The organism is Nocardiopsis sp. JB363, from assembly GCF_900143625.1.
Taxonomy (GTDB): Bacteria; Actinomycetota; Actinomycetes; order Streptosporangiales; family Streptosporangiaceae; genus Nocardiopsis.
Window position 1 is genome coordinate 1 of sequence record NZ_FRFF01000007.1, and the last position, 20804, is coordinate 20804.

Annotated in this window: 23 protein-coding genes; 14 read left to right on the plus strand and 9 right to left on the minus strand. The window is 71.5% G+C overall.

Annotated elements, in window-relative coordinates:
* A partial coding sequence (locus BQ8420_RS02055) for a PepSY domain-containing protein (protein WP_143847066.1) occupies positions 1 to 1455 on the plus strand: 1455 nt, incomplete at its 5' end.
* Here the strand turns inward: BQ8420_RS02055 and BQ8420_RS02060 are convergent.
* The 5 genes from BQ8420_RS02060 to BQ8420_RS02080 all read right to left on the minus strand — a co-directional run bounded on the left by BQ8420_RS02060 (position 1346) and on the right by BQ8420_RS02080 (position 5224).
* Positions 1346 to 1906: a copper chaperone PCu(A)C gene (locus BQ8420_RS02060; protein ID WP_235005872.1), complete on the minus strand. Its 561-nt coding sequence runs from the start codon at positions 1904 to 1906 to the stop codon at positions 1346 to 1348. The genes BQ8420_RS02055 and BQ8420_RS02060 overlap by 110 nt on opposite strands.
* An 82-nt stretch (positions 1907 to 1988) precedes the next feature.
* Positions 1989 to 3215, minus strand: coding sequence for a Dyp-type peroxidase (locus BQ8420_RS02065; RefSeq protein ID WP_087096080.1), 1227 nt, complete (start codon positions 3213 to 3215; stop codon positions 1989 to 1991).
* A complete protein-coding gene (locus BQ8420_RS02070) occupies positions 3212 to 3856 on the minus strand; it encodes an SCO family protein (protein ID WP_087096081.1) in 645 nt (214 codons plus the stop codon). Before BQ8420_RS02070 ends, BQ8420_RS02065 begins: the two co-directional genes overlap by 4 nt.
* Before the next feature lie 53 nt (positions 3857 to 3909).
* Positions 3910 to 4506: a sigma-70 family RNA polymerase sigma factor gene (locus BQ8420_RS02075; RefSeq protein WP_087096082.1), complete on the minus strand. Its 597-nt coding sequence runs from the start codon at positions 4504 to 4506 to the stop codon at positions 3910 to 3912.
* 136 nt (positions 4507 to 4642) lie between these two features.
* The gene (locus tag BQ8420_RS02080) at positions 4643 to 5224 is read right to left on the minus strand and encodes a hypothetical protein (RefSeq protein ID WP_087096083.1); all 582 of its coding nucleotides are present in this window, start codon (positions 5222 to 5224) and stop codon (positions 4643 to 4645) included.
* A gap of 78 nt (positions 5225 to 5302) precedes the next feature.
* Here BQ8420_RS02080 and BQ8420_RS02085 point away from each other — a divergent pair, with 78 nt between their 5' ends.
* Complete coding sequence (locus BQ8420_RS02085) at positions 5303 to 6667, plus strand: hypothetical protein (protein ID WP_087096084.1); 1365 nt, start codon at positions 5303 to 5305, stop codon at positions 6665 to 6667.
* Between the two features lie 57 nt (positions 6668 to 6724).
* Positions 6725 to 7687, plus strand: a complete 963-nt coding sequence (locus tag BQ8420_RS02090; RefSeq protein WP_087096085.1) for an SDR family oxidoreductase — start codon at positions 6725 to 6727, stop codon at positions 7685 to 7687.
* 4 nt (positions 7688 to 7691) lie between these two features.
* Here BQ8420_RS02090 and BQ8420_RS02095 read toward each other — a convergent pair whose 3' ends face one another.
* Positions 7692 to 7940, minus strand: a complete 249-nt coding sequence (locus tag BQ8420_RS02095) for a hypothetical protein (protein WP_087096086.1) — start codon at positions 7938 to 7940, stop codon at positions 7692 to 7694.
* 34 nt (positions 7941 to 7974) lie between these two features.
* On the opposite strand from BQ8420_RS02095, the gene BQ8420_RS02100 reads away from it, so the two are divergent.
* The 10 genes from BQ8420_RS02100 (at position 7975) to BQ8420_RS02145 (ending at position 17054) form a co-directional block, all read left to right on the plus strand.
* Positions 7975 to 8589 (plus strand): hypothetical protein, encoded by a 615-nt coding sequence (locus BQ8420_RS02100; RefSeq protein WP_087096087.1) that lies wholly within the window; start codon positions 7975 to 7977, stop codon positions 8587 to 8589.
* Between the two features lie 73 nt (positions 8590 to 8662).
* The gene (locus BQ8420_RS02105; RefSeq protein ID WP_087096088.1) at positions 8663 to 9316 is read left to right on the plus strand and encodes a GTP cyclohydrolase II; all 654 of its coding nucleotides are present in this window, start codon (positions 8663 to 8665) and stop codon (positions 9314 to 9316) included.
* Positions 9309 to 10016: a CDP-alcohol phosphatidyltransferase family protein gene (locus BQ8420_RS02110; RefSeq protein ID WP_235005873.1), complete on the plus strand. Its 708-nt coding sequence runs from the start codon at positions 9309 to 9311 to the stop codon at positions 10014 to 10016. Before BQ8420_RS02105 ends, BQ8420_RS02110 begins: the two co-directional genes overlap by 8 nt.
* Positions 10017 to 10020: 4 nt before the next feature.
* Positions 10021 to 11007: a zinc-binding alcohol dehydrogenase gene (locus tag BQ8420_RS02115; RefSeq protein ID WP_087096089.1), complete on the plus strand. Its 987-nt coding sequence runs from the start codon at positions 10021 to 10023 to the stop codon at positions 11005 to 11007.
* A 20-nt stretch (positions 11008 to 11027) separates the two neighbouring features.
* A complete protein-coding gene (locus tag BQ8420_RS02120) occupies positions 11028 to 11426 on the plus strand; it encodes a 6-carboxytetrahydropterin synthase (protein WP_087096090.1) in 399 nt (132 codons plus the stop codon).
* The gene (locus BQ8420_RS02125; protein ID WP_087096091.1) at positions 11423 to 12406 is read left to right on the plus strand and encodes a glycosyltransferase family 4 protein; all 984 of its coding nucleotides are present in this window, start codon (positions 11423 to 11425) and stop codon (positions 12404 to 12406) included. Before BQ8420_RS02120 ends, BQ8420_RS02125 begins: the two co-directional genes overlap by 4 nt.
* A 163-nt stretch (positions 12407 to 12569) precedes the next feature.
* Positions 12570 to 14162, plus strand: coding sequence for an MFS transporter (locus tag BQ8420_RS02130; RefSeq protein WP_087096092.1), 1593 nt, complete (start codon positions 12570 to 12572; stop codon positions 14160 to 14162).
* Between the two features lie 135 nt (positions 14163 to 14297).
* Positions 14298 to 15098 carry an SAM-dependent methyltransferase gene (locus BQ8420_RS02135; RefSeq protein ID WP_087096093.1) on the plus strand — a complete coding sequence of 267 codons (801 nt, stop codon included), beginning with the start codon at positions 14298 to 14300 and terminating at the stop codon, positions 15096 to 15098.
* Between the two features lie 133 nt (positions 15099 to 15231).
* On the plus strand, positions 15232 to 16086 hold the full coding sequence (locus BQ8420_RS02140; protein ID WP_087096094.1) for a class I SAM-dependent methyltransferase: 855 nt from the start codon (positions 15232 to 15234) through the stop codon (positions 16084 to 16086).
* A complete protein-coding gene (locus BQ8420_RS02145; RefSeq protein ID WP_087096095.1) occupies positions 16083 to 17054 on the plus strand; it encodes a lysylphosphatidylglycerol synthase transmembrane domain-containing protein in 972 nt (323 codons plus the stop codon). Before BQ8420_RS02140 ends, BQ8420_RS02145 begins: the two co-directional genes overlap by 4 nt.
* On the opposite strand, the gene BQ8420_RS02150 is transcribed toward BQ8420_RS02145, so the two are convergent.
* A complete protein-coding gene (locus BQ8420_RS02150) occupies positions 16959 to 17672 on the minus strand; it encodes a creatininase family protein (protein WP_087096096.1) in 714 nt (237 codons plus the stop codon). The two genes, BQ8420_RS02145 and BQ8420_RS02150, sit on opposite strands and share 96 nt — an antisense overlap.
* Positions 17673 to 17795: 123 nt before the next feature.
* Between BQ8420_RS02150 and BQ8420_RS02155 the strand changes: the two genes are divergently transcribed.
* On the plus strand, positions 17796 to 19016 hold the full coding sequence (locus BQ8420_RS02155; protein WP_087096097.1) for a cytochrome P450: 1221 nt from the start codon (positions 17796 to 17798) through the stop codon (positions 19014 to 19016).
* 9 nt (positions 19017 to 19025) lie between these two features.
* On the opposite strand, the gene BQ8420_RS02160 is transcribed toward BQ8420_RS02155, so the two are convergent.
* Positions 19026 to 19631, minus strand: a complete 606-nt coding sequence (locus tag BQ8420_RS02160; protein ID WP_087096098.1) for a response regulator transcription factor — start codon at positions 19629 to 19631, stop codon at positions 19026 to 19028.
* Positions 19628 to 20725 carry a sensor histidine kinase gene (locus tag BQ8420_RS02165; RefSeq protein WP_087096099.1) on the minus strand — a complete coding sequence of 366 codons (1098 nt, stop codon included), beginning with the start codon at positions 20723 to 20725 and terminating at the stop codon, positions 19628 to 19630. The genes BQ8420_RS02160 and BQ8420_RS02165 overlap by 4 nt, the downstream gene beginning before the upstream one ends.
* Positions 20726 to 20804 lie beyond the last annotated feature (79 nt).

A 20804-nucleotide genomic window follows, 5' to 3' on the forward strand; every position in this document is an offset into this window, starting at 1 on the left:
CAACAACCCCCCGCCCCCGCCCGACCACCGGGGGTGTGGGCGCGACTACGCCCCCTGGTGCTGCGCCTGCACTTCTACGCCGGGGTGCTCATCGCCCCCTTCGTGGCCGTGGCAGCCGTGTCCGGGATGCTCTACGTGTGGACCCCGCAGATGGAGAACGCCCTCTACCAGGACCTGCTCCGGGTCCCCGAGGCCACCGCGAGCGTCCCCCTGACCCAACAGTTGCGCACCGCCGAGGCGGAGTTCCCCGGGTCCCGGGCCGATTCGGTGCGCCCACCCACCGAACCCGGCGACACCACCCGGGTCCTGCTCGACGTCCCCGGCCACGACCCCGACGCACACTCGGGCGCGCAGACCGCGGTGTTCGTCGACCCGCACCGGGGCGAGGTCGTCGGGGTGAGCGAGAGCTACGGCACCAGCGGCGCGCTGCCGGTGCGCACCTGGATCAGCCAGTTCCACCGCCACCTGCACCTGGGCGAAGTGGGGCGCGTCTACAGCGAACTCGCCGCGAGCTGGGTGTGGTTGGTGGCCCTGGGCGGGCTGGCCCTGTGGGTGGGCCGCACCCGACGCCGCGGGGTGCGCGCCCTGCTGTGGTCCGGCCCCACCAACGGGCGCCCCGCCACCGGACGCTCCCGTACCGTCTCCCGACACGCGGTTCTGGGCGTGTGGCTGCTGGTGGGGGTGTTGATGGTCTCGGCGACCGGCCTGACCTGGTCCAAGTTCGCCGGTCAAAACGTCACCGATCTGCGCGAGACCCTGTCGTGGACCACCCCGGTGGCCGCCACCGACACCCTCTCGGCGAACCCGGGTGTGGACGCGGGCGTGGACACCGCCCTGGACTCGGCGCGCGGGGCGGGGCTGGACGGCCCCCTCACGATCCAGCTGCCCGCCGACCACGTCTCCCCCTACGTCATCACCCAACTGGACCGTTCCTGGCCCACCCGGGCCGACGAGGCGGCCCTGGCCCAGGACACCGGTCAGGTGATCGACGTGGTGCGCTTCGCCGACCACCCCCTCATGGCCAAACTCGCCCGATGGGGTGTGGACCTGCACATGGGGTTGCTGTTCGGGGTGGCCAACCAGATCCTGATGACGGTGCTGGCCGGCGGCCTGCTGTACGCCATCGCGTTGGGCTACCGGTCCTGGTGGCAGCGCAGGCCCACCCGTGGGCGCGCGGGGATGGGACGCGCCCACCCCCGCGGTTCCCTCCTCGCCCTGTCGTGGCCGCTGAAGACGACGGTGGTGGCCCTGGCCGCCGTCCTGGCCTGGGCCATGCCGGTCCTGGGGGTGTCCCTGCTGTTGTTCCTGATGGTGGACACGGTGCTGGGGTGGCGCGCGGGCGACCTCAGTGGTGGCCGTGTCCCTCGGAGTGATCGTCCTGGTCCGAGCCCCCGGTCATCTCCCGCACCGGAACCTCCAACCGAGCCTCGACCCCACTCGCGAAATCGAGCGTGACGGTGACCTCGTCCCCGACCCGTAGCGGGTCGGGGATGTCTTCGACCATCACGTGATAACCACCCTGGACGAAGGTGGTGGTACCGCCGGCCGGCACCGGGACCTCCTCGACGGGGCGCATGGTCGAGGCACCCTCCTCGGTGCTCTCGCCACGGTGCAGACCGGCCTCCGGTGAGGCGCTGGTGCGCACCCCCACCACGGCGTCGTCGGCCGAGGCGGAGTTGGTGACCGCCAGGTAGACCGCCCCCACCTCGGGGTTGGCCGGCTCCGGCATCCACGCGTCCTCGACCATCAACTCCCCCACGCGGGCCTGTCCACCGGGTTCGGCGACCGCCTCGGCGGGTTCGGCCTCGCCGGGGTCGTCGGTGGTGCCGCAGGCGACCAACGCCGAACACAGGAGGAGGGCGGCCAGGGTGCTTCGACGCGGGTTGCGCATTGGGGTGCCTTTCATCGGGGACGCTCGCTCACCCCGACACGTCGTCCACGGGACCCACCTGGTTCCCACCACTCGGGTGGAAACCAGGTGGCGTCGCTCACCCCCACAGTTCCGGGTCCGGAACCTGCCCGTCCTCCCCCGCCGGAGGCACCGCGAACACCGCGCTGCCCTCATGCCGGATGTGGTCGCCCAGCGCGTCCCCGCCCTCGTCCAGGCTCCGCTGCACGGCGGTGAAACCGGTACGCGGGTCGGCCTGCCAGGCGGTGAACAACAAGCCCGCGTCCACCCGCCCCTGGGAGTCCCACCCCAGGTCGTAGTCGAAGCCGCGCCGGAGCATGCGCGCCCCCAGGGTGTTCTCCGGCGAGGCCAACCGGATGTGGGCGTCCTGGGCGATCACCGACCGCCCCGCGTCGTCGCGGGCGACCAGGTTCGGCCGATCGTCCTCCTTCGAACCACCCAGGGGCGCCCCGTCGTCCAGACGCCGACCCACCACCTGCTCCCGTTCGTGTTCGGGCATCGCGAACCAGCCGTCCAGCAGCATGCGGATACGCCGCACCACCACGTAGGCGCCACCGTCCATCCACGCCGTCGCCGGGTCGGGGTGGACGGCCAGCACCTGCGAGGCGAACACCGCCTGGTCCGGGTGCGGGTTCACCGTGCCGTCGATCTGGCCCATGAGGTTGCGCGGGGTCGACGAGGGGTCCTTCGCGGTGACCGCGCCGCGCCGAAAGCCCGGCAACGCCCACCGCACCCGCACCCGGTCACCGGCCAGGCCCACCAGGTGGCGGGCGGCGGACCCGGACACCACCGGATCCTCCGCCCCCACGTGCAGCATCAGGTCCCCGCCGCACCACTCCTGGCGGAGCCGGTCGCCGGCGAAGTCGGGCAGGTCCGCCAACTCCTCGGGCCGCCGCCCGCCCAGACCGGAACGTTCCAGCAGCGAGCCGCCCAGCCCCAGGGTGATGCCCAGCGAGGCCGGACGCAGCCCCTGGGTGGGCGCACCCTCCACCACCCCCTCCAGCCCGTGTTCGTGCAACGCCCGGATCTCGTCCCGCCAGGACTCCACCACCTCACGGGCCCGGGCCGCCACCTCCTCGCCACCGTCCCCGACCACCTCCAACGCCACCACCCGCACATGGGCCGGGGTGGGGGTGAGCAGGGCCGGCGGCAACCCGTTCCGGGGCCCGCCCCGGGACAGCGTCACCGCCAGGGCCGGATCGGGTTCCGGTCGGCTCACACCCACGCCCCACAGGCCACCGGCGGCCAACCCCACCGCGCCGGCCGCACCACCGGTCAACAGGCCGCGTCGGGAGGGCCCGCTCACAGCAGTTCCTCGGCCAGCACCGGAAGCAGATCGGCCACCTGGTCGGCCTCCACCCCCTCGTCGAACATGCCCGCCGCCTCACCACCACCGGTCAGGACGATGATCCGCCCACCATGGGAGACCAGGTAGTCGCCCTCGGTCTCCTGCGGCGCCTCGATGGGGATCCCATAGTCGCCGGCGGCCGTCACGATGTCCTCGATCTCGCCCCGCACCCCCTGGAACCCGGGGTCGAACCGGTCCAACCAGGAACGCAACTGCTCATCGGTGTCACGGGCCGGATCACTGGTCACCATGACCACGTCCACGTCCTCGGCGACCGGCCCCGCCTCCTCCAGGGCCAGGTCGATCTCGGCCATGGTCATCGGGCACACGTCAGGGCAGCTCGTGTATCCGAAGAACAACAGGGTCAGCCGGTCCGGATCCACGTCGGTGAACCGCCACGGCTCACCGTCCACGGCCGCCAACTCCACCTGGGAGGCCGCCATCGGCTCATCGGACAGGTCCAGGTAGTGCTCGACCTCGTCCAGACCACCACCGGCGGAGCAGGCCACCCCGCTCAACAGCACGGTCGCGGCCACGGCCGCACCCACCGGACGCCACAGCCGGGCCGGGGCGAATCGGGCGGTCACGGGTTCGTTCATGTCAGGTCTTTCCATTCTTGTCTGATCAACGTCCAAGGTCACGCGGTGGGCTCTCAAGCCGCCTCGCGCACCAGCCGGGCCAGGTCCCTGCGCCCGCGCGCCACACGGGAGCGCACGGTGCCCACCGGCACCCCCAACAGCGCCGCCGCCTCGGCGTAGGGCACCCGGTACACCTGGGTCAGCACGAAGGCCCGGCGCCGCTGCTCGGGCAACTCCTCCAGCAGCGCCGCCAACGCCAGGTACTCGTCGAAACGGCCCGGGGAGGCCGCCCCGACACCCAGACAGCCCTCCACGTCCCCCAACGGGTCGGTACGCGGGGTGCGCTCACGCAGCCGGTAGCGGTCCACCACGGTGTGGCGGGCCACCGACAACAACCACGCCCGCACCGGCGCCCGGCCCGAGTAACGGGGCAGGCCGCGCAGGGCACGGGTGTAGGTCTCCTGGGTCAGGTCCTCCACCCAGTTCGGATCGACCCGACGAGCGATGTAGCGCCGCACGTCCTCACGGGTGAGCGCGAACAGCGCGTCGATCGCCTCGGGGGCGCCCCGCCCGGCGCGCAACGCCAGCCGGGACAGGTCCGGGGGGTTCTCGGTCAAGGTCTTCGGTGCGGTCACCACTGCCACGCGCACACCGTCTTCACTCACGGTCATCACAGTCGAGCCTTCGGTCATCGCACGCGCGAACACCCGACCACGGCACGGCCCGAGGGGCCCATCAACGGGATCAGGAGGGCGCGCACGTCCTGACGACGCCACGAGGCGTCGAGGGAACACGCCAAGGCCGCGCTTACGCGGCGAGCAGCACCGGGGGGCCTCTCAGGACCCGGGTGTGGCGCAGTACCGACGGCCCGGCCGGCAGCGGCCGATCGAGTGGAATGAACCGGGGGGCGGTGACCGGCTCCGGGCGAGACAGCGCCCCGACCACCAACAACAACGGCACCAAAGACAGCGCCATGAACCCCAAGAACGCGAAGAGGGCGTCCTCCCCCAACCGCAGCCACCAGGCGCTCATCAACGCCATGACCACGTGCATCGCGATCATCGCCCACGCCGACATCGACTGCGCGGCCATCTCGCCCACGCCGTGGTCACCGTGGCCGCCGCCCCACCCCTGCGCGACGCTGAAGGTCACGTGCAGCGCGAACTGGCCCCAGAGCATGCGGGCGGTCAACGCCCACAGCCCCGACCGCCGTGTGGTCGAGGCCCAGGCCATCGCCCACACCAGCGCACCGCCGAGCAACAACCCCGACAGCGGCACGTCCTGCCCCGAGCTCACCGCGTGTCCGATCGCGGACAGGCTCGCGCACACCAGGGTGAACACCCCGGCGCGCAGCGATCGACAAGGCGGGCTCTCCGACATCGCCCTCATCGTCGCACCCGCACGCGCGACCCGCCTACCGGGGTAACTAAACTCGACGACGTCCCCAGCGTGAGAAGAGGCCCGTCCGTGACCCTGTCCCCGCTCGCCCTACTGCGCGAATGGCCCGCGCGTACCGATGGCGCGGCCCTGCGCGAGTTCGTGTTCATCGGTAGCCGCATCGACCTGCCCGCCCTGGAACGCCACGTGCTGCCCACCGCGCAGGAGATGGGCGCCGCGGTCACCGTGCTCGGCGCCGCCGCGCCCGGAGCGGAGCCCGCGGCGCTGTCCCGGTCCGGCCGCACCCTGGCCCTGATCGAGACCACCGACCCCGACCCACTGCCCGAACTGACCCTGTTGGTGGGGGAGGCACACGTGGTGGCGGCGTTCGGCGGTGGCGCCCCGGCCGCGCGGACGCGCCCGTGGACCGTGCTGAGCGGTGGTCCCGAGGGGGTGCCCTGGGCGTTGGCCGACCTGGGCGCGTGGTTGCGTCTGATCGCCCTGGCGCCTTCGGTCCCGGCCCCCATGGCCGAGCGTCTGAGCCAGGTGGCCGAGCTCGTGGAGGACCTGTTGCTGACCGAACCCGTCGAGAGCCGGGTGCGGGTCCTGCACGATGGGGAGGACTCCCTGCTCACCCAGCTGCCGCGGGGCTCCGTGGACGAGTTGTGTCTGTACGCTCCGCTGCGCGGCGCCGACGCACCCACACTGCACGCCCTGGCCCGGCATCTGTCCCCGGAGCGAGTGGTGCTGGCCCTGCCCGGGGACTGGCCCGAGGAGGACACCGAACAGGCGTTGCGCACCCTGACCGAGGCCGGTATGACCGCCGAGGCCCGCGTCGTCCCCGACGGCCACCCCCCGCACGGCGGACTCCTGGAGTGGCAGGACTCCGAAGGGCGACACGCCCTGACCCTGGGATCACACCTGAACACCCTGACCCGCACCGGGCAGGGCACGCTCACCGCCCTGGTCCCGGCCACCGCACCACCCGAACCCGCCCCCCGGGAGGAGGACCACCCGGCCGGTGTCCTCGCGCGCTCGGGCGACCCGGGCTGGACGGTGGAGTTCGACTCCGGCCTGTACCGGGTCCACGGTTCCTTCACCAACCCCGTCCCCGTCGCGGCCCGGGTCGTGGAACTCCTGGACGGGGAATGCGAGGGTCCCGTCCTGGTGCACGCCCAAGGGCCCAAGGCCTGGGCGTTGTTGGTGTGGAGCCGGCCGATGATGCTGTTGGCCTCCGCGCCCAGGGGCAGCGCCTGGCGCCTGTACCGGGTCGACCCTCCCGCCACCCCCGCCTCTCGTCTGGGCGGTGAGGGCCTGTCCCAGGTGGGGTTGGTACGTACCAGCGCTCCCCTGCACCGGGCGCCGCACCGCGACATCGGTGCTTTCCTTCACACTCTGGGCACCGACCACATCACCCTGCTCGAAAACGTCGGATTTTTGGACAAACCTCTGTGAACCACCACCGGTGCCGGTGCAGGGTACTGCGGTGACGTCCCGCTAGAGTCGATACTCATGCGGATTCTCGTACTGGGCGGTACCTCCTTCGTGGGCCGGTTCATCGTCACCAACGCCATGAACCGGGGCCACGACGTCACCCTGTTCAACCGGGGCCGGACCGGCACCGACCTCTTCCCTGGAGTGAAACGCCTGGTCGGAGACCGCGACGACGGCGAACTGTCCTCCCTCAAGGAGGATTCCTTCGACGCCGTGGTGGATGTCAGCGGCATGGTCCCCCGACATGTGCGCCAGGCCGCCCGGGTGCTCCAGGACCGGGTGGCGCGCTACCTGTTCATCTCCACCAACGCCGTCTACGCTCCCGGCGCCGGTCCCGGAGCCGACGAGACGGCCCCCTTGCGGGAACCCGAGTGGAACTCCGAGGTGATCGGCGCCACCACCTACGGGCCGCTCAAGGTCGCCTGCGAACACGAACTCGACTCCCACTTCGGTGAGCGCGCCACCATCGTGCGCCCCGGCATGCTCGCCGGCCCCCACGACAACGGCGACCAGTTCACCTACTGGGTACGAAGAACCGCCCGAGGCGGACAGGTCGTCCTGCCCGGAGACCCCGGCCAACCCGTACAGATCCTGGACGTCCGCGACCTGGCCCACCTGGTGGTGCAACTGCTCGAACAGGACCTGCCGGGAACGTTCAACGCCATGGGACCGGCCCGACCCCTCACCCTGTCCGAGATGATCCACACCTGCGCCCAGGCGGCCAAGGCCGGCGTTGACCTGGTGCTGGTGCCGCCCGAGACCGTCATGGCCAGGTTCCCGCTGGTGCGCCCCGACCGCACCTGGGAGCAGTCGTTCCAACGCGACTTCAGCCGCGCCCGCGAGGTCGGTCTGCCCTCCACCCCGTTGGAGACCACCGCCGCCGACGTGTTGGCCTGGGATCGCGAACGGGGCGAACCACCCCTGAAGTCGGCCCCCGACCCGCAGGTGGAACGCAACCTGCTGTCCTACATCCAGGGTTGAGGGCTCATCGGGGTCCGGAGACCCTGCGGGACAGGCGCCGCCACAGCGCCCGCGCCCGGCCCACCGGCGGATCCTCCACCGCCGTGGCCCCACCGTCCTCACCCCGACCGATCAAGGCCACCCGGGCGTGCAGACGCTCCCTGACCTGGTCGGGGGTGTAGGCACGACGTTGCCGCTCGGCACGCGCGATCGCCACCCCGGTGGCCGCCACACCCACGAAAGCAGCCGCTCCCCACGCTTTCCACCACTTCATGGCTCCTAGGCTAGACCCCGTGACGAACACGAGCATGTCCCTGGACGAGGCAGTGGAGTCGACCCGCACCGGAGACCTGTGGGTGTTCCGGGGCACCAGCGTGCCCGACCGGGCCATCCAGATCACCACCAACAGTCCCGTCAACCACGTCGGAATGTCCCTGGTCATCGACGACCTGCCCCCGCTCATGTGGCACGCCGAACTGGGCCGATCCCTGGTGGACATGTGGACCGGCACCCACCAACGCGGGGTCCAACTGCACGACCTGCGCGACGCCGTCCTGGTGTGGGGACGCCGCTACGGACAACAGGGCTGGCTCCGCCAACTCGACCCCCTCGCCGACCGGACCATGGAGGACGCGGCCCTGCGCGCGGTGGCCCGCCTCAACGGCACCCCCTTCCCCTCCACCGCCCAACTCGCCGGACGCTGGGCCCTGGGCCGCATGCCCTTCACCCGCGCCGCACGCGAGCGACGCCTGGAGACCGCCTACTGCGCCGAGGTCGTCGCCCTGACCTACCAGGAGATGGGTCTGCTGCCCCAGGGCAAACGCCCCGGCTACTACGACCCCGGCCGGTTCTGGAGCGGCGATTCCCTGACCTTGCAGGGCCAGGCGACCCTGGGCGGGGAGATCCGGATCCGCCTGCCCTGAACCGGGTTTGATCCTCTCGGTGGTGGGGCAGGCGCCCGGGTGTGCGGCATCCGGCGGTGAGAGAAGAGGGTCGATGAGCGAACACGCACTGGGCGAGGACGACGTCGCCGAGTCCCGACTGGCCCTGCGCCGAACACACCTGCGTTGCCTGGCCTTCCGTGACCCCGCCGATCACCGGGAACACCTCGCCCTGGTCCTGGGCGAGGTCACCGACGGCGAGGACGTCCTGGTACGCGTGCACTCCGAATGCGTCACCGGTGACGTCTTCGGCGCCCTGCGCTGCGAATGCGGCGACCAACTCCACGCCGCACTGGACCGCCTCATCACCGAAGGCCGCGGCGTACTGGTCTACCTGCGCGGACACGAGGGCCGCGGCATCGGCCTGCTCGACAAGGTCCGCACCATGCGTCTACAGGACCAGCAGGGCCTGGACACCGTGGACTCGGCCACCGCGCTGGGCCTGCCCGTGGACGTACGCGACTACGCCCCGGCCGCCCGCATCCTGCGCCACCAGGGCGTACGCTCGATCCGGCTGCTGTCCAACAACCCCGACAAGGTCCACGTCCTCCAGGACCACGGGATCAAGGTCACCACCCGCCTGCCCCTGCTGGTCGACGCCCACACCGACAACATCGACTACCTGACCGCCAAACGCGACCGGCTCGGCCACGACCTCCCCCACCTGGACCACACCCCCGGCTCCGGCGCCGGCGGTCCCCGTGGCTGACCCCACCAAGACCGCCCTCACCACCGCCCTGTGCGCCCAAGCCGCCCTGCTGACACTGCTGACCGCCACCACCGGGCTGGGCGCACCCGGCTGGACGGCCGCCACCCTGTACACGCTCCTGGCGACGGTCCTGCTGTGGGCCGCCCTACGTCACTACCGCCACCGGTCGCTGGGCCCCGCCGACCTGGTCACCCTGGCCCGCGTCGTCCTCATCGGCGGCGCCACCGCCCTGGTCGTCGACGGCGACCACACCTGGGCCCTGATCACCGTCGTCGTCCCCGCGATGGCGCTGGACGCGGTCGACGGCCTCGTCGCACGCGGCACCCGCACCTGCTCCGACTTCGGCGCACGCTTCGACATGGAGGCCGACGCCTTCCTCATCCTCGTGCTCAGCGTCCCGGTCGCCCAGGACCTGGGCCCTTGGGTACTGCTGATCGGGTCGATGCGCTACCTCTTCGGCGCCGCCGCCATGTTCTCGCCCCCGCTACGCGCACCCCTGCCCGCCGCCATGGCCCGCAAGACCATCGCCGCCGCCCAACCCATCGTGCTCACCGTCGCCGTCTCGGGCATACTGCCCCCACCGGCCACGGCCACCCTCGTGGCCGCGGCACTGACCGCACTGCTGTGGTCGTTCACACGCGACGTGGCGGGGCTGTGGCGCCGACGCCTGCCCCAGGCCGACGCCACCGAAGGGAGATGAACGAATGGGACGGACCGCGCGCGCCTTCTGGGTACGCTCCCCCGGGCAAGGCGAGATCCGAGAGGTCGACCTGCCCGAACCCACCCCCGACCAGGTCCTGATACGCACCCTGCACTCCGGCATCAGCCGAGGCACCGAGACCCTCGTCTTCGGCGGCGGGGTGCCGCCCAACCAGTACGGCGTGATGCGCGCCCCCTTCCAGGAAGGCGACTTCCCCGGACCCCTCAAGTACGGCTACCTCAACGTGGGCGTGGTCGAACAAGGCCCCTCGCACCTGCGAGGGCGCACCGTGTTCACCCTCTACCCCCACCAGACCCGCTTCGTGGTCCCCGCCTCGGCCGTCTCACCCGTACCCGAAGGCGTCCCCGCCCATCGCGCCATCCTGGCCGGCACCGTCGAAACGGCCGTCAACGCCCTGTGGGACGCCGCTCCCCTCATCGGCGACCAGGTCACCGTCGTCGGCGCCGGCATGGTGGGCTGTTGCGTGGCCCGCCTGCTCTCCCGGATGCCCGGCGCCCGCGTACAACTGGTCGACGTCGACCCCGACCGCGCCGAGGTCGCCGAACGCCTGGGGGTCGAATTCGCCCTCCCCCACCAGGCCACCGGCGACCGCGACCTGGTCTTCCACACCAGCGCCAGCGAGGCCGGCCTCATCCGCAGCCTGGAACTGCTCCATCCCGAAGGCGAGGTCGTGGAACTGAGCTGGTACGGAGACCGGCAGGTCATCCTGCCCCTGGGCGAGGACTTCCACTCCCGCCGCCTGGCCGTACGCGCCAGCCAGGTCGGCATGATCTCACCGGCCCGCAGATCCCGCTACGACCACGCCCAACGCCTGGCGTTGGCGCTACGCCTGCTCACCGACCCCGCCTTCGACTCCCTGCTCAGCGGCCGGAGCCACTTCGAGGAACTCCCCGCCCTGCTGCCCGACCTGGCCCGAGGGCACAGGCCCGCCCTGTGCCACCAGATCACCTACGACCCGCCCCACCACTGACCCCGAGCGAGGAGGACCACGTGTTCAGCGTCACCGTCCGCGACCACCTGATGGTCGCGCACAGCTTCACGGGTGAGGTGTTCGGCCCCGCCCAGGCCCTGCACGGGGCCACGTTCGTGGTGGACGCGACCCTGCACCGCCCCGAGTTGGACCCCGACAACATCGTGGTGGACATCGGCGCCGCCACTCGCGAACTGGGCGAGGTCGTGGGTGAGCTGAACTACCGCAACCTCGACCAGGTCCCCGAGTTCACCGGCGTCAACACCTCCACCGAGTACCTGGCCAAGGTGATCGCCGACCGTCTGTCCGAGCGCGTCGCCCAAGGGGCGATGGGTCCCAACGCACAAGGGCTGACCTCGATCACGGTGACCCTGCACGAGTCGCACGTGGCCTGGGCCCGCTACCAACGCGACCTGTGACGATCCCGTTCCTGATCCCCGCCTCGTCCACGCCCAGTGGCGGCACCCTGTACGACCTGCGCATCGCGAGGGCGGGGGCGGGACTACGGATCATCCGGCTGCCGGGCGCGTGGCCGCGCCCGGACCCCCGCGAAGTGCGGGCGCTGGAGCGGGCCCTGGACCTGGTGCCCGACGGTGGCCGGGTGCTCCTCGACGGGTTGGTGGCCTGCGCGCTGCCCGAGGTGATCGTTCCCCGCGCGCACCGGCTGCGCCTGGTGGTGCTGGTGCACCTGCCCCTGGCCCAAGAGAGCGGACTGGACCCCGATACCGCCCGCGACCTGGACCTTCGAGAACGCCGGGTGCTGGGATCGTGCGCCCTGGTGGTGGCCACCGGACAGTGGGCGGCCCGACACCTGAGCGCACACCACGACCTGCCCCGAGTGGCCGTGGTGCCCCCGGGCGTGGCGGCCGCCCCGCTCGCCCGTGGCACGGCGCCCGACCGTTCCCCACCCCGGTTGCTCTGCGTGGCCTCGCTGACCCCCCGCAAAGGCCACCGAGTGCTCTTCGAGGCGCTGGAACACCTCACCGACCTGGACTGGGAATGCGTGTGCGTGGGCCCGGGCCGGCCCCTGCCCGCCCCCGCGGGCGTGCGCTTCACCGGCCCCCTGCACGGCGCGGACCTGGACGCCGCCTACGACCGGGCCGACCTCCTGGTGCTGCCCTCCCTGGCCGAGACCTACGGGATGGTGGTCACCGAGGCCCTGGCCCGGGGCGTACCGGTGATGGCGAGCGCGGTGGGCGGAGTACCCGAGGCGCTGGGCGGGTCCGGGATATCGGTGGCCCCGGGTGCGCCCGAGGAATGGGCCCGAGAGCTGCGCATCTGGCTGAGCGAGCCCCGGACGCGCCACCGGTGGCGCGTGCGCGCACGCGCGCGCCGAACCGAACTCCGCGGCTGGGACGAGGCCGCCCGGGCCCTGCGCCATGTCCTGGAACAGGCCTGATGCCTTCCAGGGTGTGACCCGGTTCTCGTCTGTTTCTCACTTCATGTCCGCACCCGCGATGATATTGTGCATTCACTGCAAAAATTCTTACTCTGTATTTTTGCCCATCAAGCAGGTTTTCTCTCCACCCGCGCGCTCAGCTTCCAGTTCCAGAGGTCTGCCCTTGAGTACCCCTCAATCCCAAAAAACCGCACGCAAGTCGGTCAGGCGCAGCCTCACCGGACTCTTCATCGTGCTCGGCGTGACGATGCTCAGCGGCACGATCGTCTCGGTCGCCCTGCCCCAGATCGTCGGCTCCCTCCAAGGGACCCAATCCCAGTACACCTGGGTGGTCACCGCGACCCTGCTCGCCTCCACCGCGTCCACACCCGTGTGGGGCAAGCTCGCCGACCTCTTCGACAAGAAGCTGCTCCTCCAGATCTCCATCGTCCTGTTCATCCTGGCCTCACTCCTGTGCGGCCTGGCCCAGAGCACCGGACAGCTCATCGGTTTCCGCGCCATCCAGGGCCTGGGCATGGGAGCCTCCCAAGTCCTGGTCCAGACCATCATCGGCGCGCTCGTCAGCCCCAAGGAACGCGGTCGGCTCAACGGCATCCTCGGCTCGGTCATGGCCGTGGCCACCGTCGGCGGCCCCCTCATCGGCGGCGCCCTCACCGACATCTCCTGGCTGGGCTGGCGCTGGTGCTTCTTCATCGGCATCCCCTTCATGCTGGTCGCCCTCGTCGTCCTGGCCCGCACCCTGCACCTGACCGACATCCGCAAAACCGATACCCGCATCGACTACCTCGGCGCCACCCTCATCGCCGCGGGCGTGAGCACCCTCCTGCTGTGGGTCACCTTCGTCGGCGGATCCTTCGCCTGGCTGTCCTGGCAGAGCGTCGCCATGGTCGCCGGCGGCCTGATCCTCCTGGCCCTGGCCGTATGGGTCGAAAGCCGTGTGTCCCAGCCCGTCATCCCCCTGCACCTGATCACACGCCGCGAAACCGCCATCGCCATCCTGGCCAGCGTCGCCGTGGGCATGGCCATGTTCGGCGGAGCCGTGTTCATGGGCCAGTACTTCCAGCTCGCCCGCGGCTACTCGCCCACCGCCGCCGGACTGCTCACCACCCCGCTGATGCTCGGCACCATGGGCGCCTCCACCATCGCCGGATGGATGGTCTCCCGCTCCGGGCGCGTCAAGCCCTACGTACTGACCGGCCTGGTCACCCTGACCATCGGCTTCCTGGCGCTGTCCACCATCGACGCAGACACACCCCTGTACCTGGTTTCCCTGGGCATGCTCGGCGTCGGCGTGGGCGTGGGCATGTCCATGCAGAACCTGGTCCTGGTCGTCCAGAACTCCGTGCCCCTGAGCCAGCTCGGCGCGGCCAGCGGATCGATCACCTTCTTCCGATCCCTGGGCGGCACCATCGGCGTCTCGGTCCTGGGCGCCATCCTCGCGAGCAGGGTCAGCGACAACATCACCGACGGTCTGGCCTCCTCCGGCGTCTCACTCCCCGCGGGCAACACCGACGCGAGCACCCTGGACCTGGCCGGCATGCCGCCGTTCCTGCGCACCATCGTCGAGAACGCCTACGGGTCGGCCACCGGCGACCTGTTCCTCGTGGCCACCGGCATCGCCGTCATCGGCCTGATCGTGGCGTTCTTCCTGCCCGACGCCCGCCTACGCGACACCATCGACCTGCCCGCGGCCACCACCGACGAGGTCGCCCCCCAGCTCCAGGACAAGGACGGGAACCGCCCGCTTCCCACCTGACCTGGAACACCGTGCCCCGGAGGAAACGCGCCTTCCTCCGGGGCACGACCAGGCTTGCCGGCCACCCCGCCAGGGCAGCAGACTTCGGGTACAGAACCGGTCCCCCACACCGGTCATCCGAACCGAAGGGCCCCCATGACCGACTCGCCCATCGACACCACCGTCGCCCACACCGCACGGGTGTGGAACTACTGGCTCGGCGGCAAGGACAACTACCCCGTCGACCGTGAGATCGGCGACGAGATCAAGGAACTGGCCCCACAGGTCGTCGACGTCGCACGGGGAGACCGGACCTTCCTACGCCGCGCCGTCACCCACCTCGTCCAAGAGGAGGGCATCCACCAGTTCCTCGACATCGGCACCGGCCTGCCCACCGCCGACAACACCCACGAACTCGCCCAAGCCCTCGTCCCCGACGCGCGTGTGGTCTACGTCGACAACGACCCCCTGGTCCTGACCCACGCCCGCGCCCTCCTGACCGGAACCGAGAGCGGACGGACCCGCTTCGTGGACGCGGACCTGCGCGACATCGCCAAGGTCCTCGAAGCCGCCGCCCAAACCCTCGACCTCGACCGGCCGGTCGCCCTGACCCTCATGGGCACGATGGGCCACTTCGAGTTCGACCAGGCCCTGGAGCTCGTACGCGCCTACACCGACGCGCTGGCCCCCGGCAGCTTCCTCGCGGTCTGCGACGGGGTCCTGGCCCACATGGACGCCGAAGTCAGCGAACGCACCATGGAGGGCATGCGGCTCTGGCAGGAGAAGGTCGCCCAGCCCTACCACATGCGCACCGTGGCAGAGTTCGGCCGGTTCTTCGAGGGCCTCGAACCGGTCGAGCCCGGCGTCGTCTCCGTCTACCGCTGGCGCCCCGAGCCCGCCGAGGTCGACACCGTCCGCGACCTGCCCCAGTACGCCGGGTTGGCCAAGAAGGTCTGACGGGTAGACCCGGCATAGAGGGAGAACACGGGCCGAAGTTCGGCGAACCACGCGCTTCGGCCCGACCGAACTGGCACTCTGAAAGGAAAAGCACCCGCCCGCCCGGCGGCCCTCTCCGCACGGAGGAACCCCGTTGAGCCCAACGCCCGACCACTCGCACGCGACCTTCACACCGGAGTGGCTCGCACTGCGCGAGGAGGCCGACACCGACGCACGGGCCACCGCACCCCTGGACCCCCTCCGTGCCCACCTCACCGCACGCGGCGCCGGCCCCGGCGGACGCCCCATCCGCGTCACCGACCTGGGCTGCGGCACCGGCGCCCAAGGCCGCTGGCTCGCCCCACGCCTGGCCGGCCCCCAGACCTGGATGCTCCACGACCTGGACCCCCGCCTGCTGAACCTGGCCGGCGCCCACACGCCCCGCACCTCAGCCGACGGATCCACCGTCCAGGCCCGCATGCACCTGCGCGACCTGAACCGGATCAGCGCCACCGACCTGGCCGACACCGACCTGGTCACCGGCTCGGCCCTGCTCGACCTGCTCACCCGCGACCAGGTACTGGCCATCGCCCGGGCCGCGGACGAGGCCGGCTGCGCCGCCCTGTTCACCCTGACCGTCACCGGCCGGGTGGACCTGTACCCCTCCCACCCCGCCGACCCCGACATCACCACCGCCTTCAACGACCACCAACGCCGCGCCGGTCTCCTGGGGCCCGACGCCACCGCCTTCACCGCCCAGACCTTCCTCTCCCTGGGACGACGCGTGCTGACCTACCCCAGCCCCTGGCGGTTGCTCCCCGAACACACCGACCTGACCCGCGCCTGGCTACGCGGCAGACTCCGGGCCGCCACCGAACAACACCCCGCCTCGGTCCCGAGCGACTACCCGCGACACCGCCTGGACCAGTGCGAACGTCGTGAGCTCGGGGCGGTCGTACACCACACCGACCTGCTCGCCCTCCCCGACGGCTACCCGGGCCACCCATGAGAGCCCCGGCCCTACGGCGCTGGGCCCGACCGCTCATCGGCGCGGCCCTGCTCACCGCCCTGGCCTGGTGGTACCCGCTGGAGTCCATCACCGACGCCTTCGCCTCGCTCGACGGCCCCACCATCACCGCGGCCCTGACCATCGGCCTGGCCACCACCGTGCTCTGCGCGGCCCGCTGGGTTCTGGTGGCCCGCGGGGTGGGTCTGCGTCTGCCCTGGGGCCGCGCCGTCGGCGACTACTACCGCGCCGTCCTGCTCAACGCCGTCCTGCCCTCCGGGATCCTGGGCGACGTGCACCGCGCACTCGGCCACGGACGCTACGCCGGCGACCTGCCCCGCGGTGTACGCGCGGTGATACTCGAACGCGCGGCCGGGCAGGTGGTCCTGGCCGCCGCCGGAGCCACCCTGCTGTTCACCCTGCCCGCCGCCCTGCTCGGCCCCGGCCTGTTCACCGTCGCCGCATCCCTGGCGCTACCGGCCTTGGTCGGCGCCGTGATGTGCCTCCGCCGCGTGCCCGCGCTGACGGCCACCATCGCCGACGTCCGCGCCGGCCTGTTCACCACAGGCACCGGGCCCGGGGTCCTGCTGCTGTCGGTGGCGGCCCTGGCCGGGCACGTGACCCTGTTCCTGGTGGCGGCGCACGCCGCCGGGGTCACCGCCCCCGCACTCTCCCTGCTACCACTGGCGATAGCGGCCCTGCTCGCGATGAGCGTGCCGGCCAACATCGGTGGTTGGGGACCACGTGAGGCGGTGACCGCGCTGACCTTCGGCGCCGCGGGGCTGGGTTCGGCGACCGGCCTGACCGTGTCGGTGCTCTACGGGCTGCTCGCCCTGGTCGCCGCCCTGCCCGGCGTGCTGGTACTGCTGTGGCGGCTACTCCCCGTCGAGCGCGTTCAGGTACCCGGTGAAGGACCTGGCCAGGAACGCCAACAGGTCACGCCCCTTGTGCGCCGTGGCGCGCGACGGTAGACCCACCACCCCCGAACGCGTGTACCGCCCCAGCCCCGTGGTGAGCATGTGATCACGCCGGTCGGCCAGGTGATCGGACTCCTCGTAACCGGCCCGGACCAGGTCGGGGCGGATGTGCAACAGCACCGAGGTCTCCAGTTCCCCGGCGTGCATGTCCCGGTCGTTGGTGGTGCCCATGCCCGCGGCCTCGCGGGCGGCCTCCCAATCGTGCGGGCCGGGGAACAGCGCCATGTCACCGCCGGAGGCCTGCACCAGGTTGGCCAGGACGTGGTTGCCGCCATGCCCGTTGACCACCACCAGCTTGGGGGTGCCCGAGGCGCGCAACGACGCGGCGATGTCGGCGGCCATGGCGTGCAACGTGGGCGCCGAGACGCTGACCGTACCCGGCCAGGCCGAGTGTTCGTGTGAGCAGCCGAAGGCGAGCGGGGGCAGCAACCGCAGTGCGGGGTCGGCGTCCACCAGGACCTGCGCCAACGCCGAGGCGATGACGGTGTCCGTGGTCAGCGGAAGGTGGGGGCCGTGCTGTTCGAGACTGCCCACGGGCAGCAACGCCACCCGCGCACCGCTTCGACGCTCTTCCTCACTGGTGGTCCTCGGCAGGGGATCGGAGAAGTCCATATCCGTCATTGTCACGTGGGAGCAAGAGAACCGGCGCCTTTACGTCGTAGATTTTTGAGTGACGGGTTTCTCCGGCCCGATCTGCTGGTAGACCCACAAAGCCCCCCACCCCGAAGGAGCTTTGTGGCACCGCAACGCATCAGCATCGACCCCGAGGCCCTGGACCGCGACGCCGTCGCCCGCACCCTGCACGCGGCCGGACCGGTGGTCGCCGTGGATCTGAACGGCGTGAACGCCCTGGCCGTCACCCACCACGAGCCGCTGCGCACCGTCCTGGCCGACCGCGACGGAACCTTCGTGCGCGGTGACGCGACGCGCAACTGGCGGGCCCTGCGCGAGGGCGAGGTCGATCCCAGGAGCCCGCTCGCCCGGCTGGTGGGCGGCGCCATCGGCAGCCTGCTCACCACACACGGCGCCGAACACGCCCGGCTGCGCAGACCCCTGCAAACGCACTTCACCCGGCGCCGCGTGGAGACCCTGCGCCCCCGGGTCGAGGAGATCACGGGCCGGCTGCTCTCCGACCTCGACGGGACCGACGCCGTCGACGTCAAGGAACGGCTGGCCTGGCCGCTGACCGTGGGGGTCCTGGTCGAACTGCTGGGGATCGGCGCCGAGGACGCCCCGGTCCTCGGAGACCTGGCCCGCCGACTGTTCGAACTCACCGACGCGAGCGTCTTCCCCGACTCCTGGGCCTTCTTGCGGAAGCTGGTCGCCGAGCGCCGCGAGAACCTCGGCGACGACCTTGTCAGCGCCCTGATCGTCACCGACGCCGAGGCCGACCCCGCGGACCGTCTGGGCGACGACCAGATCGTCGCCAACGTGTTCCTCCTGGTCATGGCCGGTTTCGAAACCACCATGGGCACGCTGACCAACGGGATCCGGGCACTACTGGAGCACCCCGACCAGTTGGAGCGCGTCACCGGTGGCGGGGTGGAGTGGGACGCGGCCGTCGAGGAGATCCTGCGCCGCTACTCCTCGGTGAGCCTGCTACCGGCGGCCTTCAGCACCCGCGAGACCGAACTGGCCGGGGTCCCCGTCCCGGAGGGCGAGATGTTGCTGCTGGGCTTCGCCGCGGCAGGCGTCGACGTGCGGGCCTGGGCGGATCCGGACACCTTCGACGTGGGCCGGGACACCCGCGGTCACCTCGCCTTCGGGCACGGCCCCCACCTGTGCCTGGGCGCACCGCTGGCCCGACTGGAGCTCGGTGTGGCGTTGCGGGCCCTGTTCGAGCGCTTCCCGCGCCTGGCCCTGGACCCGCGACGGGAGGGCACCGCACCGGTGGAGAGCTGGATGATGCGCCATCCCCGGGAGCTGTGGGTCCTCCCGCACGGCTCCCCGGGGTAGCGCTCCGGTTCAGAGCCAACCGCGGTCCTCGGCGGCGCGGGCCGCCTCCACCCGGGTGCGGGCGTCGAGTTTGCCCATGGCCGCCGACAGGTGGTTGCGCACCGTGCCCGGGGTCAGGTGCAGACGGGCCGCGGCCGCCGCCGCGGTGGCACCGTCCGCCACCACGCGCAGCACGTCGCGCTCGCGATCGGTGAGCGGGCTCGGGCCGCCGGCCAACGACTCGGTGGCCAACTGCGGATCGATGACGCGCAGACCCCGGTGCACGCGGCGGACGGCGTCGACGAGGTGCTCGGGCGGGGCGTCCTTGACCACGAACCCGCTCGCGCCCGCCGCCAACGCGCGGGTGAGGTACCCGGGGCGCCCGAAGGTGGTGCACATGACCACCCGGCACTCGGGCAACCGTTCGCGCAGGAGTTCGGCGGCGCCCAGCCCGTCCAGACCCGGCATCTGCACGTCCAACAGGGCGACGTCGGGCCTGGTGCGCAGTCCTTCGTCCAGCGCCTCCTGTCCGGAGGCGGCCCGGGCGACGACCTCCAGGTCCGACTCCAGGTCGAGCATGGCGGCCAGCGCACCCCGTACCAGGGCCTGGTCGTCGGCGACGAGCACCCGGATCATCGTGACTCCCCCGCGTGTCCGTCGCCGTACGCGTACACGGTGAACCCCGCACGGTCACCGCCGAGCAGTCCCGTGCCGGTGCGCAACCGGCCATCCACCGCGCGCATCCGCTCCGTCAGTCCGGACAGCCCGTTGCCGAACCGGCCCTCGGGGTGACCGTTGCCGTCGTCGGTGATCTCGATGTGGTCGGCTCCCAGTCGCACTCGGACGCGGTCGGCATGGGCGTGCCGGACCACGTTGGTGACGGCCTCGCGCAGTACGTAGCCGAAGGGTGAGCGCAGGGCGGGGTCGAGGTCGTCGATCGCGCGGGGCAGGTCGGCGTCCACCCCGGCGGAGCGCAGGGCCTCGGCGGCGTTGGCCAACTCCACCGACAGGCGGACCTCGCGGTAGCCGTCGACGGTGGCGCGCACGTCGTCGAGGGCACGCCGGGAGAGCTCCTCGACCTCGCCGATCTGCTCGGACGCCGAGTCCGGGTCGCCGCCCTTGTCCAGGACCCGGCGGGCCAGCCCGGCCTTGACCGCGACGGTGGTGAGGCTGTGACCGAGGATGTCGTGCAGGTCGCGGGCGACACGTTCGCGTTCGCGGGCGGTGGCCAATTCGGCGACCTGCCCACGTGCGCGACGCAGTTCGACGTTGGCCTCCATCAGGGAGACCAGGAGTCCGACCACGGCGGTGACGGAGGCGATCATGAGCAGGTCGGGGACCCGGGTGAGCACCTCCCCGGTGGCCACGCTCCAGACCAGGAGGCCCAGCATGGTGGCTCCGGTCAGGGTCAGGATCCAGAACAGGGGCAGCAACGCGGCGATGACCACGAGGGCATAGAGCAACACCCAGGGGTTCTGTGGTCCGATCCAGGCCAAAATCGCCCACCCGGCGGCGAGCAGACCCACGCAGACCGGCAGTCGAAGGACGGGCCACCGGTCCCCCGCCAAGGGGATGGCGGCCACGCACCCGGCGGTGTACAGCACGCCGACCAGCAACACCAGGGCGACGGGGCGGTCCGGAGCCGTCAGCACCCAGCCCGGTAGGGAGAGCAACCCCAGCAGGGCGCCCCCGAGTTGTACGGGCAGGTGCCGCTCCTCAGATCTCGGCATAGGCCGACTCTACGGCCGCGAGGACCGGACCACCCATGACAAACGAACGAGACCGGATCCGCCCCGCCCGGTCAACGTG

Bases quoted from the DNA above. Each gene is read 5' to 3' on its own strand.
- BQ8420_RS02115 (WP_087096089.1), top strand. From the start codon at position 10,021: ATGGGACGGACCGCGCGCGCCTTCTGGGTACGCTCCCCCGGGCAAGGC.
- BQ8420_RS02145 (WP_087096095.1), top strand. From the start codon at position 16,083: ATGAGAGCCCCGGCCCTACGGCGCTGGGCCCGACCGCTCATCGGCGCG.
- BQ8420_RS02090 (WP_087096085.1), top strand. From the start codon at position 6,725: ATGCGGATTCTCGTACTGGGCGGTACCTCCTTCGTGGGCCGGTTCATC.
- BQ8420_RS02100 (WP_087096087.1), top strand. From the start codon at position 7,975: ATGTCCCTGGACGAGGCAGTGGAGTCGACCCGCACCGGAGACCTGTGG.
- BQ8420_RS02080 (WP_087096083.1), bottom strand. From the start codon at position 5,224: ATGAGGGCGATGTCGGAGAGCCCGCCTTGTCGATCGCTGCGCGCCGGG.
- BQ8420_RS02060 (WP_235005872.1), bottom strand. From the start codon at position 1,906: ATGAAAGGCACCCCAATGCGCAACCCGCGTCGAAGCACCCTGGCCGCC.
- BQ8420_RS02160 (WP_087096098.1), bottom strand. From the start codon at position 19,631: ATGATCCGGGTGCTCGTCGCCGACGACCAGGCCCTGGTACGGGGTGCG.
- BQ8420_RS02075 (WP_087096082.1), bottom strand. From the start codon at position 4,506: ATGACCGTGAGTGAAGACGGTGTGCGCGTGGCAGTGGTGACCGCACCG.
- BQ8420_RS02095 (WP_087096086.1), bottom strand. From the start codon at position 7,940: ATGAAGTGGTGGAAAGCGTGGGGAGCGGCTGCTTTCGTGGGTGTGGCG.
- BQ8420_RS02150 (WP_087096096.1), bottom strand. From the start codon at position 17,672: ATGGACTTCTCCGATCCCCTGCCGAGGACCACCAGTGAGGAAGAGCGT.
- BQ8420_RS02105 (WP_087096088.1), top strand. From the start codon at position 8,663: ATGAGCGAACACGCACTGGGCGAGGACGACGTCGCCGAGTCCCGACTG.
- BQ8420_RS02070 (WP_087096081.1), bottom strand. From the start codon at position 3,856: ATGAACGAACCCGTGACCGCCCGATTCGCCCCGGCCCGGCTGTGGCGT.
- BQ8420_RS02165 (WP_087096099.1), bottom strand. From the start codon at position 20,725: ATGCCGAGATCTGAGGAGCGGCACCTGCCCGTACAACTCGGGGGCGCC.
- BQ8420_RS02135 (WP_087096093.1), top strand. From the start codon at position 14,298: ATGACCGACTCGCCCATCGACACCACCGTCGCCCACACCGCACGGGTG.